This window comes from Nostoc sp. WHI, from assembly GCF_015714725.1.
Classification (GTDB): Bacteria; Cyanobacteriota; Cyanobacteriia; order Cyanobacteriales; family Nostocaceae; genus Nostoc.
This window is the reverse complement of the sequence record NZ_WBKM01000014.1, coordinates 1-14,547: the sequence shown is the minus strand read 5'-3', so window position 1 is coordinate 14,547 and position 14,547 is coordinate 1. Positions and strand designations below refer to the sequence as shown.

20 protein-coding genes and 2 pseudogenes are annotated in these 14,547 nt (G+C 43.1%); 13 read left to right on the top strand and 9 right to left on the bottom strand.

All coding sequences use genetic code 11. From position 1 onward, the window contains the following. The first annotated feature begins 41 nt into the window (after positions 1–41). From F8S12_RS01155 to F8S12_RS01145, 3 genes are read left to right on the top strand one after another with little or no spacing between them, the layout of a single operon-like run. A complete protein-coding gene (locus F8S12_RS01155; RefSeq protein ID WP_196514396.1) occupies positions 42–359 on the top strand; it encodes a hypothetical protein in 318 nt (105 codons plus the stop codon). After that, a complete protein-coding gene (locus tag F8S12_RS01150; RefSeq protein ID WP_196514395.1) occupies positions 356–736 on the top strand; it encodes an aspartyl protease in 381 nt (126 codons plus the stop codon). Before F8S12_RS01155 ends, F8S12_RS01150 begins: the two co-directional genes overlap by 4 nt. A 43-nt stretch (positions 737–779) precedes the next feature. Then, on the top strand, positions 780–1,232 hold the full coding sequence (locus F8S12_RS01145) for a retroviral-like aspartic protease family protein (RefSeq protein WP_196514394.1): 453 nt from the start codon (positions 780–782) through the stop codon (positions 1,230–1,232). 108 nt (positions 1,233–1,340) lie between these two features. Here F8S12_RS01145 and pgeF read toward each other — a convergent pair whose 3' ends face one another. Beyond that, positions 1,341–2,126, bottom strand: a complete 786-nt coding sequence (pgeF, locus tag F8S12_RS01140) for a peptidoglycan editing factor PgeF (protein WP_196514393.1) — start codon at positions 2,124–2,126, stop codon at positions 1,341–1,343. A gap of 78 nt (positions 2,127–2,204) precedes the next feature. Between pgeF and F8S12_RS01135 the strand changes: the two genes are divergently transcribed. After that, on the top strand, positions 2,205–3,044 hold the full coding sequence (locus F8S12_RS01135; protein ID WP_196514421.1) for a biotin--[acetyl-CoA-carboxylase] ligase: 840 nt from the start codon (positions 2,205–2,207) through the stop codon (positions 3,042–3,044). Between the two features lie 90 nt (positions 3,045–3,134). Then, positions 3,135–4,664 carry a peptidoglycan DD-metalloendopeptidase family protein gene (locus F8S12_RS01130; protein ID WP_196514392.1) on the top strand — a complete coding sequence of 510 codons (1,530 nt, stop codon included), beginning with the start codon at positions 3,135–3,137 and terminating at the stop codon, positions 4,662–4,664. Between the two features lie 61 nt (positions 4,665–4,725). Here the strand turns inward: F8S12_RS01130 and F8S12_RS01125 are convergent, their stop codons facing one another. Continuing rightward, entirely contained in the window at positions 4,726–5,406 is a 681-nt protein-coding gene (locus F8S12_RS01125) for a riboflavin synthase (RefSeq protein WP_196514391.1), read from the bottom strand. Positions 5,407–5,746: 340 nt separating this feature from the next. Here F8S12_RS01125 and F8S12_RS01120 point away from each other — a divergent pair, with 340 nt between their 5' ends. Further along, complete coding sequence (locus F8S12_RS01120; RefSeq protein ID WP_196514390.1) at positions 5,747–6,244, top strand: bifunctional nuclease family protein; 498 nt, start codon at positions 5,747–5,749, stop codon at positions 6,242–6,244. A 98-nt stretch (positions 6,245–6,342) separates the two neighbouring features. Next, entirely contained in the window at positions 6,343–7,473 is a 1,131-nt protein-coding gene (locus F8S12_RS01115) for an aldo/keto reductase (RefSeq protein ID WP_196514389.1), read from the top strand. A 249-nt stretch (positions 7,474–7,722) separates the two neighbouring features. Here F8S12_RS01115 and F8S12_RS01110 read toward each other — a convergent pair whose 3' ends face one another. From F8S12_RS01110 to F8S12_RS01090, 5 genes are all read right to left on the bottom strand, one after another. Next, entirely contained in the window at positions 7,723–7,980 is a 258-nt protein-coding gene (locus tag F8S12_RS01110; RefSeq protein ID WP_196514388.1) for a ParE family toxin-like protein, read from the bottom strand. After that, positions 7,958–8,179, bottom strand: coding sequence for a hypothetical protein (locus tag F8S12_RS01105; protein ID WP_196514387.1), 222 nt, complete (start codon positions 8,177–8,179; stop codon positions 7,958–7,960). Before F8S12_RS01105 ends, F8S12_RS01110 begins: the two co-directional genes overlap by 23 nt. Before the next feature lie 210 nt (positions 8,180–8,389). Further along, a complete protein-coding gene (locus F8S12_RS01100) occupies positions 8,390–8,533 on the bottom strand; it encodes a hypothetical protein (RefSeq protein WP_196514386.1) in 144 nt (47 codons plus the stop codon). Further along, complete coding sequence (locus F8S12_RS01095; RefSeq protein ID WP_230967707.1) at positions 8,530–8,766, bottom strand: hypothetical protein; 237 nt, start codon at positions 8,764–8,766, stop codon at positions 8,530–8,532. The genes F8S12_RS01100 and F8S12_RS01095 overlap by 4 nt, the downstream gene beginning before the upstream one ends. Positions 8,767–8,788: 22 nt before the next feature. Further along, entirely contained in the window at positions 8,789–8,932 is a 144-nt protein-coding gene (locus F8S12_RS01090; RefSeq protein ID WP_196514385.1) for a hypothetical protein, read from the bottom strand. A gap of 68 nt (positions 8,933–9,000) precedes the next feature. Between F8S12_RS01090 and F8S12_RS01085 the strand changes: the two genes are divergently transcribed. After that, on the top strand, positions 9,001–9,192 hold the full coding sequence (locus tag F8S12_RS01085; RefSeq protein WP_196514384.1) for a hypothetical protein: 192 nt from the start codon (positions 9,001–9,003) through the stop codon (positions 9,190–9,192). A gap of 12 nt (positions 9,193–9,204) precedes the next feature. Here F8S12_RS01085 and F8S12_RS01080 read toward each other — a convergent pair whose 3' ends face one another. Next, positions 9,205–9,747 carry an RNA 2'-phosphotransferase gene (locus tag F8S12_RS01080; protein WP_196514383.1) on the bottom strand — a complete coding sequence of 181 codons (543 nt, stop codon included), beginning with the start codon at positions 9,745–9,747 and terminating at the stop codon, positions 9,205–9,207. 552 nt (positions 9,748–10,299) lie between these two features. Here F8S12_RS01080 and F8S12_RS01075 point away from each other — a divergent pair. From F8S12_RS01075 to F8S12_RS01055, 5 genes and pseudogenes are all read left to right on the top strand, one after another. After that, positions 10,300–12,105, top strand: coding sequence for an ABC transporter ATP-binding protein (locus F8S12_RS01075; protein ID WP_196514419.1), 1,806 nt, complete (start codon positions 10,300–10,302; stop codon positions 12,103–12,105). A gap of 148 nt (positions 12,106–12,253) precedes the next feature. After that, a complete protein-coding gene (locus F8S12_RS01070) occupies positions 12,254–12,490 on the top strand; it encodes a hypothetical protein (protein WP_196514382.1) in 237 nt (78 codons plus the stop codon). Beyond that, complete coding sequence (locus F8S12_RS01065) at positions 12,487–12,660, top strand: hypothetical protein (protein ID WP_196514381.1); 174 nt, start codon at positions 12,487–12,489, stop codon at positions 12,658–12,660. Before F8S12_RS01070 ends, F8S12_RS01065 begins: the two co-directional genes overlap by 4 nt. A gap of 49 nt (positions 12,661–12,709) precedes the next feature. Further along, a pseudogene (locus tag F8S12_RS01060) lies at positions 12,710–13,849 on the top strand (IS630 family transposase). Between the two features lie 7 nt (positions 13,850–13,856). Then, a pseudogene (locus tag F8S12_RS01055) lies at positions 13,857–14,260 on the top strand (sensor histidine kinase); the annotation flags it as partial. A gap of 75 nt (positions 14,261–14,335) precedes the next feature. Here F8S12_RS01055 and petL read toward each other — a convergent pair. Then, on the bottom strand, positions 14,336–14,431 hold the full coding sequence (gene petL, locus F8S12_RS01050; protein ID WP_196514380.1) for a cytochrome b6-f complex subunit PetL: 96 nt from the start codon (positions 14,429–14,431) through the stop codon (positions 14,336–14,338). Positions 14,432–14,547: the final 116 nt, after the last annotated feature.

Below are 14,547 nucleotides of genomic sequence, written 5' to 3'. Positions count from 1 at the left end.
AGATGCGGCACAATTATATTGATATATGAACAGAGAATGATATGACACAGGTATCTCAGCCACGACGCACCCGCATTCTACCAGCATCAAACTTAGCACCTGAAGAAGTAAGCCAGCGCCAGGAAAAACGTGATGCTTTTGCTATGCGGTGTCGTCCTGTTTTCGAGCGCTTACGTCCAACTCTGATCGAAACGCATTACAACTGGCATATTGCCATCGATCCTGAAACAGAACAGTACCTCATTGACCCAACACTCTTGGGGATAATGGAAAAAATCCACAATGTTTACGGCAACACTAACGAAGTAAAACTCACTATATTCAGACTCAACGATACAGGAACCTGCGGCAGGTTATGATTGCAGGTTCGTTTGGCAATAATGGTGAGTTATTATTTGAAATTGAGCTTGTTGCTGCTAATAATGACAAATTTTCTGTTGAAGCTTTACTCGATACTGGGTTTACAGATGGGTGGTTAGCTATCAATACTCAAGACTTGGAAGTATTGGAGTGGTCATTGATGACTGCACAGATTGAAATGCAGACAGCGCGAGGGAAAGCACGATTCGATATCTATGAAGGTAAACTCATTATTGACGGAACTGAAATTATGATTCCCGTCCATGTTGGAGATGAAATTCCTGATACCATCATAGGTTCGTTGTGGCTGGACATTATGCAGTTGGTCGTTAACAAACCGAAAGGAATATTAACCCTTGAAATAGTGGATAAGTAATTAAGTTACTTACACTTAAAGAATTTTCCAAAATACACCAATTATGGTAAATCTCAATCATTCCCATCCTGCCGACAATCAACCTATGGGTGCAGTTCGCGTCAAAGTCAAGCTCACCAATGCCATTGATGAAGCGCTTGTTAGTCGAGGAATGCTCAATCCAAATATGCTACGGGTGTACGAAACTGAAGCATTAGTGGACACTGGGGCAGTACGTACTGTCCTACCCATGTCTATTGTCCAGCAACTTGGTTTGAGAATTCGAGGACAGCAGATTGCTCAATACGCCAACGGTAGCGAAGAATCTATAGGCGTGACTGAACCCGTAATTATTGAATTGACAGGACGGGAAACTACCGAAGCCACATTAGTTACAGGTAATATTGTCCTGATTGGACAAACGGTGCTTGAGACGCTGGATTTACTGGTGGACTGTAGAAATCAGCGACTTATTCCGAATCCTGAGCATCCTAACTATCCGGTGATGAGAATATAGGCTAGTACCGCTTTGCGTAATTCGTAATTCGTAATTCGTAATTCGTAATTAAGTTTTAGCAAGGGTTTCAGACATTACAAATGGATGGCTTATTTACGCCGTACTGTACTAGGAACTCGTTTTGCGGCTAACAATTCCTGACCATTGCACCTTTTTCTCTTTTTCCCGGCGGTAAGAAAAGAAATGCTCTGGAGTTTGGAAAGTACAATAAGGTGCGATCGCAATTTGTTCTGTACTAATCCCCATGTTTTCCATTTGTAAGCTATTCACTCGCCGGACATCCAGCCGTACCTTTCCAGGATTGGAATCTTCCAGCAAAGGTGAATTTGGTAGCTCATGCAAGGCTTCAACGATTTTTTGTTCGTCTTGATATGGTATAATGCTAGCACCGATTTCAGCAGCTACATCAATAGAGACTTGGTAAACCTCACCAGCGATGGCCGGGCCCATCGCAATCCGTAAATCATATATTTGGCTGCCTTGGGATTGGAATCGAGCGATCGCTAGAGGCACAATTTTCTTAGCAGTCCCCCGCCAGCCTGCGTGTAATGCTGCCACCCGTCCAGTTTTCACATCCCCAATTAACACGGGTGTACAATCTGCACTAGCGACCCAAACAGCTTGTAGAGGCTGTTCGCTGATTAAACCATCTGCCGATGCTAAATCGTCTCCAAGGGTGCTTAAGAGGCTGTCAATTTCTTGGGGGGTGAGAACAGTATTGCCATGTACTTGCTTTAAACGATAGACTGATGCCTTTGATTGCAGCACTTCTGTCAAATCTTGTGGCGATCGCGGCCAAAACTGCTGGGTAAAAAAGCCGTGATCCCATTGTTCCAGAATACTACAAGTCAGATAGGGCAGTCCTTCCCAATTGCGCCAGTGCCAAGTGTGCATCTTGAACTAAACCTAAACAGAAAATCACTCATCAGCCAATCAATGCTAACTTGAACAATGGAATTTGGGTTAACTGCTGTGGAATTTGATCTGCAAAACTTAGAAGCAGCCTTGAAAGCAGGGCGTAAGTATACATATTTACCATTTTCCCTCCACATTTTTGAAAGTGTCTCCTCAACTAATCAAACACTCTGGGACTTGCTCAACCAAGGGGCTATTTCAGGAACAGTAGTAATTGCAACTCAGCAAACTGCCGGCCGTGGACAATGGGGACGTAAATGGATTTCTCCTGCTGGGGGACTATATCTTTCCGTGGCAATTTCTTTCGACAAGCTGCAAGGTATCTACATTCCTAAAATAGAAGCTACTGACAGTTACCAGCTAACTTTCGCTACTGCTTGGGGAATTGCTTTCCAATTGCGGCAATGTGGCGTAAATGTTGGCATAAAATGGCCCAATGATTTAGTTTTAGATGGTCGCAAACTAGGCGGCATTTTGACAGAAACCAAAGTAAACAAAGGACAAATCACCCAAGCAGTGATTGGTGTTGGTATTAACTGGACAAACTCAGTACCGGAAACTGGAATCAATCTCGAATCGTGGCAAGCTTCCCAAGATTTCAGACCAATTCCTTGTCTGGAAATGCTAACCTCTACAGTGTTACTGGGAATAGAATCCGGTATGGAATGCCTTTCCCAAGAAGGAGTAAGCATACTCTTATCTCGCTATTTAGATTTGCTTACAAACATGGGTGATCAGGTGTACGTCAATAATCTTTCAGGTACTGTAGTTGGGGTGACTCCTCAAGGAAATTTACGAGTTGATTTAGAAACAGGCGATACAAAGGAACAAATAACACCGGAAATTTATATTGAACCCGGTACAATCAGTTTGGGATACCATAAATCTTCCGTTTAAATTTTAGGTTTGTTCAAAATTTCGCTCTTTGGGCAAGACAAACCACTAGCATCATCTCTTTAGGCTAATTACACACAACTGAGAGAACAAATGACGCAGCGCAATAATTCTGCCCATCATCGTTTACATTACTTATGGCAGCAAGGTGTGACAAAAAAACGCTTTGCCTCTACGCTACCCGCTCAGAGCCTCTGTTGGCTGAGTAGCGTCAGCCTCCTTAGTGGCGGTTTCGTGTTTGCCCAAACGGAAACACAAATAGACAACATCGTTCCCACTGTTGAAAGTTACCAGCCACCGACAGTTACAAAACAGACTGTTGCACCCCAAGCAGCGCCAGCACAACCGGAATTTTCCCAACGGCGAGCCAGACTCAAACAAAGACTACGTAAGTCAGAGGTTGCTCAATCAAAAGAGCCGGTTAGGCAATCTATACCCAAAATCGAAGCTGCCCAACCTGTTGTTATTATCAGACAGTCAAAGCCCCAGGTTGCTCCTGCAAGGGTGAGACAGGAAAAACCTAATACTCCTGTCCGCTCTTTACCTGAAAAACTAAGAGAAGTTGCTCAACCATCGAACAACTCAAACAGCACTGCCAATACAACGGCGGGGAAAACCAAGGATTATAATAACGCCTATATTGATCCTAATAGTTATGACAGTGGTACAACAGCTACTTATCAAGCACCAAATTCTGTAATTCTCACAGAACGCTCCAGTGGTTGCCGAACCATTTTACCTTCAGGGCAAAGCGTATTAGGCGGCGTTTGCGCCAAATTACCCCAGAGAAATGTAGCTAATTCTAATGGTAAACCAGCACCTAATTGGCTCAGAAGAAGTCAAAATGCACAATTAGCAGTAGTTTCCCCCGTGCGGCAGATTACAACTACTGGCAGCACCAGCAGATGGCGTGCTACTCAAGGTGGTTCTAATGGTGTCACTAAGAGCGGATTGCGCCAGAATCGGTTTATCCCTAATCCCGGCGAGTTCGCCACTACCAGAGTGAGTGCAACTCCCATCGCACCCAGTGGTGGTACTTTACCCCCACCAATGGCAGATGGCAACATTGCACCCCGCCCCGGCATCGTAGCTTACGACTTTTCGCTTGCCTCAGTACTGCCGCAAATTCCCTACACGGGGAGAGTTGCCTATAGTGGTACGGGAATGATGTTTCCGCTATCAGTCCCCGCTTCCATTACTTCTATGTTTGGTTGGCGAGTTCACCCAATCACAGGTAATCAACGGTTCCACTCTGGTACAGATATAGGTGCAGCTATGGGAACGCCAGTTTTAGCGGCTGCTGCTGGTCAAGTAGAAACTGCAAACTGGTTGGGTGGTTATGGTTTAACTGTTACCCTGAATCACAAATCTGCTGAACAAACGCTCTACGGTCACATGTCAGAAATCTTTGTTCAACCTGGTCAGTGGGTAGAACCTGGAACTATGATCGGGCGAGTTGGCAGCACCGGTAACTCTACAGGCCCTCACCTGCACTTTGAAGTTCGCCACCTGACAAAGGATGGATGGGTTGCTACTGACCCAAGCGCGAATTTACAAAGCGGCCTCAACCAATTAGTACAATCTTTACAAACTGCTCAGGTAAGCCAGCGACCAGGCAGCTAGATTAGAATTTTGGATTTTAGACTAATTTAAAATCTAAAATCCAAAATCTAAAATCTAAAATTTACAAATACCCATGTTCTGCTAAGAATGCGGGTGTAATGCCATCTGTACTATTGTCATCAGTGGCTCTGGTGTTTGGGTTGCCAGAATAAAGGAATTTTTCCACGTATTTGCCAAGAATATCCCCTTCTAAATTCACCAAGCTGCCAGAAACCAAATAGCGAAGATTTGTCTCGGTGTATGTGAGAGGAATTACCGCCACCTTGAATTGGTAGAGTTCTGGCTCATAAACGGCTACTGTGAGGCTGATGCCATTGACGGCTATGCTACCTTTAGGGACAATGTATCGTGCGATCGCCTCGGATGCAATAAAGGTCATTTCCCAAGAACTAGCCGTTTGTTCTGCCACTAGCAATCGACCGATGCCGTCTACATGACCCATCACAAAATGACCGCCAACTTTGCTGCCCACCTTTAGCGATGCTTCTAAATTGACATATCTCTGTTGTGTTTGTTCACCTGAGAGAGTTGTGCGGCGTAGCGTTTCTGGTGAAGCCGTGGCCATAAACCCGTCTTTTAAAACTTTTTCCACTGTCAAGCAAACACCATCTACTGCAACACTGTCACCATAAGCCAAATCTTGCATAATTACTTCACCTGACTGGCTTACACAAGTAATTTGCCAAGAATCGCCCCCTAAGGGTTTCATTGTTCCTAATGCCTGGATTAATCCTGTAAACACGGCTTTTTTGTCAAACTAACTTTATTTATTGCCTAATTTTGGCTGAAATTAATTCGTAATTATCACACGAATGGAGACTATTTCAGTATAAATTCTGACTTTTTTCGTATAGGAATATTAACACATTAGCATCGTTCACAAGGCATACTTTCGGTAAGAAGGTTATTCTTTAAGAAGACCAATTTGACTTACTCTGGTGTTCACCACAAGTTCGGAGTTTAGTAGAAGCAATTATAGAGAACAAATGCTTATGTTTATTACTGTCGCCAAACCGCCCAAGAAAGAGTACTATTTATTACACAGCACTCAAGGCTCTCAAAGGATTGTAGAGGCTTAGCCAATGATTGAAATGAAAGTCGCTGGCATAGCATTAGATGCCATAACCCGCAGCCCAATCGTACTTTTGAAAGATTCTTCAGATCGGCGGGCTTTACCAATTTACATCGGTCAGGAACAGGCTAGGGCAATTATGGGCGCACTGGAGAATCAGAAGCCTCCCAGACCCTTAACCCACGACCTGATTGTGAATTTTCTAGAGACTTGGAACATGACTCTGGAAAAGGTGATCATTCATTCCCTGCAAAAGGATACATTTTATGCAGCTTTAATCGTCCAGCAAGGCGAGGTCAAAAAAGAAATTGACGCGCGTCCTAGCGATGCGATCGCCATTGCCCTCCGTACAAATACCCCCATCTGGGTAATGGAAGAAGTGATTGCGGATGCTTCTATCCCTGTTGATCGTGATGCAGATGAAGCCGAACAGCAAGCTTTCCGCGAATTTATTTCCAATCTCCGTCCCGAAGATTTGATCAAGCGCTTTGGTAATGGCGACAGCTAGGCAATTTTAGATTTTGAATTTTGGATTTTGGATTGAAGAAAAAATCTAAAATCTAAAATCTAAAATCTAAAATTGAATAACTGCTAACTTTGTTAAAGATGCAATACCGACGCTTTGGGAAAACTGATCTGCGCCTTTCGGTTTTTTCTCTGGGAACAATGCGCTACCTGGCTTCCTTTGAAAATGCTCACCAGACCATCGAACAAGCCTTAGCGCTAGGAATTAATCATTTAGAAACCGCCAGAGGTTACGGCAAAAGTGAGGAGTATCTTGGTAGAGCGTTAAAAGCTGGATTGTCAGTACCCCGAACAGGGCTTCACGTCACTACCAAAATTCCACCTACAGATGACGCTGACACCATGCGTCGGTGCATCGACGAATCTTTAGAACAATTACAGCTAGATTATCTAGATTGTCTGGGGATTCATGGCTTGAACACTTGGGAACATTTAGAGTGGGTACAAGCCAAAAATGGCTGTATGCAAGCAGTGGAAGAAGCTGTTGCTGATGGTCGAGTGCGACACGTTGGTTTTTCCACCCACGGGCCATTAGAGGTAATTCTGGCAGTAATTAATACAGATTTTTTTGAATTTGTCAATCTGCATTATTACTATTTCTTCCAGAGAAACGCACCAGCGATTCAGTTAGCAACTGAGAAAGATATGGGCGTTTTTATAATTTCTCCTGCTGATAAGGGAGGACGGCTCTACACGCCACCTCAAACCCTAAAAGACCTGTGTCACCCGTATTCACCATTAGAATTAAACTATCGATTTTTACTTAGTGATGAGCGGATTACTACTCTGAGTATAGGGCCAGAAAACCCAGAGGAATTAATGGAACCTTTGCGAGTTGCTGACGATGATGGTGAGCTAAAATCAGCAGAAATTTCTGCTTTCTGGCGTTTAGAAAATCACGAAAAAGTTGCTTTGGGAACTGATAAATGTAGTCAGTGTTTTGCTTGTTTGCCTTGCCCAGAAAATATTAATATTCCAGAGGTATTACGGTTACGTAATCTCGCCGTGGCATACGACATGACTGACTATGGGCAATATCGTTACGGAATGTTTGAAAATGCCGGTCACTGGTTTCCTGGAATGAAAGGCAACCGTTGCACAGAATGCGGCGACTGTTTGCCCCGGTGTCCAGAAAAGTTAGATATTCCAGCTTTGTTGCAAGATACTCACCAAAAATTAAGCCAGAAAGCAGGTAGGAGATTGTGGGGTTGATACTCTCCGGTCTAAAGACTTACTGTGTACATACAAGTCGGAAAACTGCTAACTGTACTGTTTCAACACTGTAATGATGTCCAGCTGCTACCTCAACCTCTATTGGCTCTGAAAATTCTCCCCCTTTTTTTCTCCTTCGGTAATATTCTTCCGAAGGAAACGTAATTCTTTTTCTGCTGTCATCGCACGCTGTTTGCAATTTTCTCGTGATAGCGAGAAATCTCTAAGTTAGCTGGCTTGTCGCAACAGCTAATTCAAAAAACTCTCATATTCATCGTGATCACCAATCCAAATCCAATAATAATCGTCGCCCTTTTTCAAAGCTAATGCTCGATACCCACCACTGATACGAGCAGACCAAAGGTTCTTACCAACTTTCTTGAAATGTAACGATGGATACAGTAAGTTTTCCTGCCAAAGCTTGTAAGCTTTCCGCGCTTGCTCTTGTATTTCAGGTGACAATTCGGCATACGCTTTCCAAAAGTCAGCCGTCGCAAAGGACTTCATCCAGATCCCTCACGTTGTTTGCTGCAATGTCCTCTTCTGCCTGAGCAATGAGTCGATCTAATTTTCCTGATGCTAAGTCTGCTTCGATTTGCCGATCCCACATCTCATCAAGATATTCTTGAAGCCATTTTGCTAGATTGCGAACTTCATCCTCTGGTAATTGCTTGATTGCCGATTCAACTTCTAGGCGGGTGTTCATGGGGTACTCCACATGCTAAGAGCAGACTTTTATGCCCACCAATTATAGCTTAGAGGTCAGCGGCGTTAAAAAATTAGACAGCAGCTTGAATGCTGATCTGTATAAGCTATTGGTTAATAAGACAACTTCGACACTGAGATCAGTTTCGAGGGATTCCAAAAGTTGGATTGCTGCCGCTCTGTATCTTTGCTTTGAAAGCGCATTACCTATTTATAGCAAGATCGGCTGAGTTGTCACTAAACGGGTTCTGTTAGTCTCAATTTGATTAGCAAGCTTAACAGCAAGTACATGATTTTGATCGGTGACCGAAGATAATGCGATCGCAAAAGAAGTATCTAAAAAAACTTCAGTCATCGTTCAGAAAGGGTTTCTCCATACAAGTATTGATCAATTTTTTCTGACCAATCTGGCTTACCCTGTAACTTTAAAGACTGAGCAGTTTGAAGAAACGTTTTATGTGGTTTGACTTCATTAGGTAAAACACTTTCAACGGTAATTCGCACCCTCGTACCTGCGGCTAGGTTTAAGGGTACTTCTAGTTGAAGGGCTGTTCCATCAAATACGGCTTCGAGTTTTTGTGGGATCATTCTCTAAAGACTGAGGACTATTTTAGTATAGCCCGACGGTGTTGTTGGGTTTCGGGGACTCAACCCAACCTACAGCGATGGGCGATCGCCCTCTTATTTTAGCCTCGCGATCGCATCCACGGTTGCAGCTTAAAGTGCAATCTGGCTTCTGGTTAGGGCGTGTCATCAAATAAGTATCAATCGATTATAAAATCAGTAGCCGAGGTCAAATTGAGAGTAGGGAGAAGTGCGATCATGACATGCCGCTATGCCTTGAGAGATGACCAGTGGGAACGCATCAAAGACTTAGTACCAGGACGAAATTTTTATTGTAACACGCGTATCCAAGCCGCGCGCAGCCGCATAACGCTCAAGTTCACCGGAAAAACAGCCGTAGTGCAGCGCAACGAAACGGAGGCTGGTTTTTCCGGTGCAACGCCTTGTTAGGCATGATTTTACCTAGCTAAATGTAATGAATTGGACTGGCACTGCCACTACCAGCCAAACGGCATTTTCTGAATGGTAGAACTTATGCCCTGCTTCTTGCATTTGTTTTGCAGCGACCTCTAAAACAAATGGCTTACCGTGACGCTGCCCGACTTTTACCGCAGTTGCGTGGTCTGCTGACAGATGAACATGTTGCCGACTACCAGGTAACAACCCTTGCTGTTTTATGGACTCCACAAACCTCGTAGCGGTGCCGTGATAAAGGACTTCAGGCGGTTTTGTAACTGGAAGCTCTAACTCGACTGCTACTGAATGGCCTTGACTAGCTCTAATTTTTGAGCCATCCGAACTAAACGCAAACCGCTTTTTATCATTATTGGCTACAACCTCTTGTAGTAATGCAAGGGTAAGAGCGCGGTTGTGGTTGTTTGAGAGTTTTATAAGTTCAGCAACATTAGCCCAACCCGCATCATCGAGTGTTAGCCCAATAGCCTCTGGCTGATGACGCAAAACCAAGCTCAAAAACTTGCTGGTTGATTCGAGATGCTTGCTCATAGTGCGATGTTTTTTGAATGCCTAACTACTTATTATACGGTAACTTTTCGTATAATCTTTTTCTAAATCCTAATACATCAAGCATTACAGCTACCTTCTTTCTGGATATACGGAAAACTTCTTTTTTAAACCCTATGTATTATACAGAATTTTTACGTATATCCACCCTTTACGGGATGATTGTATGGAATTTTTCCGTGTATCCCTTAGTGTTATGTAGAAATTTTCCGCATAACATCCCTATTTAGGATATTACACGGAATTTTCTGATCAAATTATTGTGCGCGATACAAAGGGAAATGAAAAGAACTACTGGCATATATTTTGCATGAATTTTGAACACCTAAAATGGTACAAAGTTAACACCCAAGTGCGTTAGCCTACTGCATAACACACCCTACAAAACTAGTTTTTAGGTTTCAACTTCGGGGTTTTCAGCCAACATTCTGATAAAAATGTAAAATTTATAAAGATTAATATAGAGTTAGGTAGATCCGCCCAAGTTGGGGTATCTCGCGGCAAAAAGATGAAAATTAAAAAAAAAGAAATCTCCTGCGCCAATCGCTGTCAGTTTTCCGCTACAGTGGACGGGCTGTAAGTTTAGTATGGACTACTAGCCGATCGCTTACTATTCTTCTGGCTAGTTTAACAATAGTTGCTGGTCTTTTACCGGCGGCGACATCCTACCTCGGTAAGTTAATTGTTGATGCGGTGGTATTTGCCTCTCAAGTTAATTCACAGACTAATGGTTTTGCCAATATTTATCCCTCTCTATTTTATGTAGGATTAGAAGCGATCGCTGTAATTTTACTAGCAGGCAGTCAACGGGGACTGCTCATGTGTCAGTCGTTACTGCGGGCACTACTGGGTCAGCGTGTGAATGTACTCATCTTAGAAAAGGCACTGACACTGGATCTTAGGCAGTTTGAAGACTCAGAATTTTATGACAAATTGACCAATGCCCGACGAGAAGCATCGGTTCGTCCCCTTTCCCTAGTAAGCCGCACCTTTGGGTTAGTGCAAAATGCTCTTTCCCTTGTTACTTACGGTATTTTGCTAGTAAATTTCTCAGTTTGGGCGGTGCTAATGCTGATTGTCGCAGCTATGCCCGTATTTATTGCAGAAACGAAGTTTGCTGGAGAAGCCTTTCGCTTGTTTAGTTGGCGTGCGCCAGAAACTCGTCAACAGCATTACTTAGAAAATCTGCTAGCGAGAGAAGATTTTGTTACAGAAGTGAAACTCTACCAACTGGGAGAGATGCTGCTAGGACGTTATCACGACCTATTTGAGCAACTCTATGGTCAAGACCGCGATTTGACTCTCCGGCGAGGACTGTGGGGGTATCTGCTGAGTTTAGTCAGTACTGGTGCTTTTTACGTAGCTTATGCTTGGATTGTGGTGGAAACAGTGCTGGGTAAAATTTCCTTGGGAGATATGACGCTGTATCTGACTGTGTTTCGCCAAGGGCAGTCTACTTTTTCCAATGCCCTCACCTCTATTGGAGGGATGTATGAGGACAACTTATATCTATCAAATCTCTACGATTTCCTCGAAGAAGAAGTACCAAGGTCTTGGGGGAATGCAACCATTGGTTTAAATTCTCAAGATGGTATCCGTTTTGAAAACGTATCATTTACTTATCCAGGAAGTTCTCAGCCAGCGTTAAGAAATATTTCGCTACACTTGAAACCCAGAGAGAAACTGGCAATTGTGGGTGAAAACGGTTCCGGTAAGACTACCTTAATCAAACTACTTACCCGACTCTACACCCCGGACTCTGGGCGAATTTTATTAGATGGCTTGGACTTGCAAGAATGGGATGTGGATGTATTGCGGCGTCGCATTGGTGTGATTTTTCAGAACTTTGTTCGCTACCAGTTTACTGTGGGTGAGAATATTGGCGTGGGCGATGTAGAACATCTGGAAAACAAAACCCGTTGGCAAACTGCTGCTGAGAAAGGCATGGCGCAATCTTTTATTGACCAATTACCCGAAAGCTTCCAAACTCAGCTTGGTCGTTGGTTTAAGGGAGGACAGGAACTTTCGGGGGGACAGTGGCAGAAAATTGCTCTATCTCGTGCTTTTATGCGATCGCAAGCAGATATCTTGGTGTTAGATGAACCAACGTCGGCAATAGATGCCCAAGCTGAGTTTGAAATTTTCAATCATTTTCGCGCGATTACTCAAAATCAGATGGTACTTTTGATTTCTCATCGCTTCTCGACGGTACGAATGGCTGACAAAATCCTAGTTATAGAAAACGGCGAAGTTATCGAACAGGGAACTCACGAAGAATTGTTGCAGCTAGGAGGACGTTATGCCAAATTGTTTTTGTTACAAGCAGCCGGTTATCAATAAGCAGTCTTTGTGAATTTAGATAGCGATCGCTTTGTACAATGCACATAACACCTCTATCTCACTACGTTAAACTGTTCAGTAAACATGAGTAAAATCTCTTTATTGCCTAGACGCTCCGGATCGTTAAACATTGCTACCTGATAAAACTATGCAAATAACAAAACAGCGATACTATAGCCCAGAGGAATATTTAGAGCTAGAGGAAGCATCTGCTATAACGTTAGCGAGATTTGTTTCACCCCAGACTATCCTATTGTGGGGAGGAGAAGAAATTATTTATTCGCTGCGAAATAAAAGTACAAGTAGGTCGCTAATCAAAAAATATCGATATTGTATTGAATATGGTCTTCCCGATTACAACATTACGGTTGAGGCAAAAATATGACCCAAGCTTATGTCATTACAGAAGGCTTTCAAGACGTAGTAGTTTTAAGAAGATTGCTACCACAAACTATTATTCAAAAAATTAAATTTGTAGAGGGTTCGGGTCAGTATGGAGCGCGATCGTTAGCGAGTACAATCCTGGCAACTATAGGACTCCTATTTGATTTCTGAACAAGACTAAGAGAGAATACGGTGAGGCATACAAGTCTAACAGGGAACAATGATAAGTCAGCATTCACAAACTGCCACACTGACAGTAGAAGTATCGCAGGAACAGTCCAGAGAGGGAATGTTACTGGAAGCAATTGCGCGGAGCGCCCAGGAGGACGCAATCGCCAAACTACAAGATTTTATAGCTTTGCGTCCAGATGCGCGTGAAGTCAGAAAAGCGTTGGCAGTTAAGTTGGTTTATCAAGGTTACTTATATGATGAAATCCAAACAATTTTAGACGTATCACGAGGGTCAATAACAGCTTGGAAGCACTAGCTGTCGAAGAAGATGGAGTTGACGGACTGCGGCTGAACTACAAGGGGAGGAAAAGCTATCTTTTGAGCGCACAACGACAAGAAATTTTGAGTTGGCTACAAACCAAAGATACTTGGGAGCTTGGCGAACTGGAATATAAGTTGGCTTTTGAGTACGACGTAGTTTATGAGTCAAAACAAAGTTACTACGACCTGTTTGAGGCAGCAGGAATCAGTTGGAAGAAAACCACAAAATGGAATCCTAAAGCCAATCCAGATGCTGTGGCAGAAAAAAAAAGAGATTGAAACATTATTGGCAAAGCACCGTGTTGAAATCGAGACAGGAAAGTTGAGAGTATTCCTGATTGATGAGTATCATTTAATGTGGGGAGATGCCATTGGCTATGTCTGGGGGAAAACTGACCAAGAAATCACAGTTCCAGTCGTCAATGAGCGAGAAAAACAGACATATTACGGGGCTGTTGATTATCTCGAAGGACAATTATTTCTGAAAGCTTATGACAAGGGCAACTCAGAAAATACTATTGATTACCTTCGCTATCTGTTAAATGAGTCTGGTGATCAGCGATTGCTGATTTTTTGGGATGGCGCTACTTATCACCGCTCCAAAGAAATTCGAGGTTTCTTGGAAGAGGTTAATCAGACCTTGCCATCCGATGAATGGAAAATACACTGCGTTCGCTTTGCGCCTAATTGTCCAGAACAAAATCCCATAGAGGATATTTGGTTACAAGCTAAAACATGGGTTCGACGTTTTTGTGCTTTGATACCAACATACTCGCATTTGAAGTGGATGTTTGAGTGGTTTCTTCGACACACTACTTTTGATTTTGCCACTCTTCAGATGTACGGAGCTTGTTCAAAACTCAAGTAGGATTCCTATACCTTTGATAGAATGCTTTCCTGGGCAACTAAATCAAGTATTTATGAATTTGTTAGCAAATGCCATTGATGCTTTAGAAGAGTCTAATAGTGGACGTAACTTTCACGAGATTAATAATAAAATTGAGATTCAGACTTGCTTGAGTGAAGACAAATATCATGTTTTAATTCACATTCAAGATAATGGTATAGGAATGTCTGACAAAGTGAAACAAAAGATTTTTGACCATTTATTCACAACTAAATCTGTAGGCAAAGGTACAGGATTAGGATTAGCGTAGACGCGAAGCGGCTTGCCGCAGGCATCGCTCGTCAAATTATTGTAGAAAAACATGGCGGCACTCTGGAAGTTGATTCTGTACAGGGAGAGGGTACAGAATTTGTGATTCGGATTCCAATTTAAAAGCGCTGCAAAACTGATAACTGGGCAGGCAGGATGCCCGCCCCACAGGAGTCTTGCCTTAAATGTGTCTGTTGATTAAATTATCTTGGCAGTCCGCAGACCGAACAGCAGACCGACAGATAAACCAAAAAACAAAGCCAAGAAGAGGACATAAGCTATTACTGCAAACATTTATCTTTCTCCACAATACTTTCTAAATCTATTGAATCATTAGTTGCTGGGCATTGGGCATTGGGCATTGGGTACTTGTACTGAGCGTTGCTGTCCCCTCATCCCCTCCCCTGCCC

Excerpts from the sequence above, each read along its gene's own strand:
- F8S12_RS01065 (WP_196514381.1), top strand. The coding sequence starts at position 12,487 with ATGACCCAAGCTTATGTCATTACAGAAGGCTTTCAAGACGTAGTAGTT.
- F8S12_RS01115 (WP_196514389.1), top strand. The coding sequence starts at position 6,343 with ATGCAATACCGACGCTTTGGGAAAACTGATCTGCGCCTTTCGGTTTTT.
- F8S12_RS01105 (WP_196514387.1), bottom strand. The coding sequence starts at position 8,179 with ATGAACACCCGCCTAGAAGTTGAATCGGCAATCAAGCAATTACCAGAG.
- F8S12_RS01150 (WP_196514395.1), top strand. The coding sequence starts at position 356 with ATGATTGCAGGTTCGTTTGGCAATAATGGTGAGTTATTATTTGAAATT.
- F8S12_RS01090 (WP_196514385.1), bottom strand. The coding sequence starts at position 8,932 with ATGACACGCCCTAACCAGAAGCCAGATTGCACTTTAAGCTGCAACCGT.
- F8S12_RS01110 (WP_196514388.1), bottom strand. The coding sequence starts at position 7,980 with ATGAAGTCCTTTGCGACGGCTGACTTTTGGAAAGCGTATGCCGAATTG.
- F8S12_RS01130 (WP_196514392.1), top strand. The coding sequence starts at position 3,135 with ATGACGCAGCGCAATAATTCTGCCCATCATCGTTTACATTACTTATGG.
- F8S12_RS01085 (WP_196514384.1), top strand. The coding sequence starts at position 9,001 with ATGACATGCCGCTATGCCTTGAGAGATGACCAGTGGGAACGCATCAAA.
- F8S12_RS01080 (WP_196514383.1), bottom strand. The coding sequence starts at position 9,747 with ATGAGCAAGCATCTCGAATCAACCAGCAAGTTTTTGAGCTTGGTTTTG.
- F8S12_RS01120 (WP_196514390.1), top strand. The coding sequence starts at position 5,747 with ATGATTGAAATGAAAGTCGCTGGCATAGCATTAGATGCCATAACCCGC.
- F8S12_RS01155 (WP_196514396.1), top strand. The coding sequence starts at position 42 with ATGACACAGGTATCTCAGCCACGACGCACCCGCATTCTACCAGCATCA.
- F8S12_RS01100 (WP_196514386.1), bottom strand. The coding sequence starts at position 8,533 with ATGACTGAAGTTTTTTTAGATACTTCTTTTGCGATCGCATTATCTTCG.
- F8S12_RS01095 (WP_230967707.1), bottom strand. The coding sequence starts at position 8,766 with ATGATCCCACAAAAACTCGAAGCCGTATTTGATGGAACAGCCCTTCAA.
- petL (WP_196514380.1), bottom strand. The coding sequence starts at position 14,431 with ATGTTTGCAGTAATAGCTTATGTCCTCTTCTTGGCTTTGTTTTTTGGT.
- pgeF (WP_196514393.1), bottom strand. The coding sequence starts at position 2,126 with ATGCACACTTGGCACTGGCGCAATTGGGAAGGACTGCCCTATCTGACT.
- F8S12_RS01145 (WP_196514394.1), top strand. The coding sequence starts at position 780 with ATGGTAAATCTCAATCATTCCCATCCTGCCGACAATCAACCTATGGGT.
- F8S12_RS01070 (WP_196514382.1), top strand. The coding sequence starts at position 12,254 with ATGCAAATAACAAAACAGCGATACTATAGCCCAGAGGAATATTTAGAG.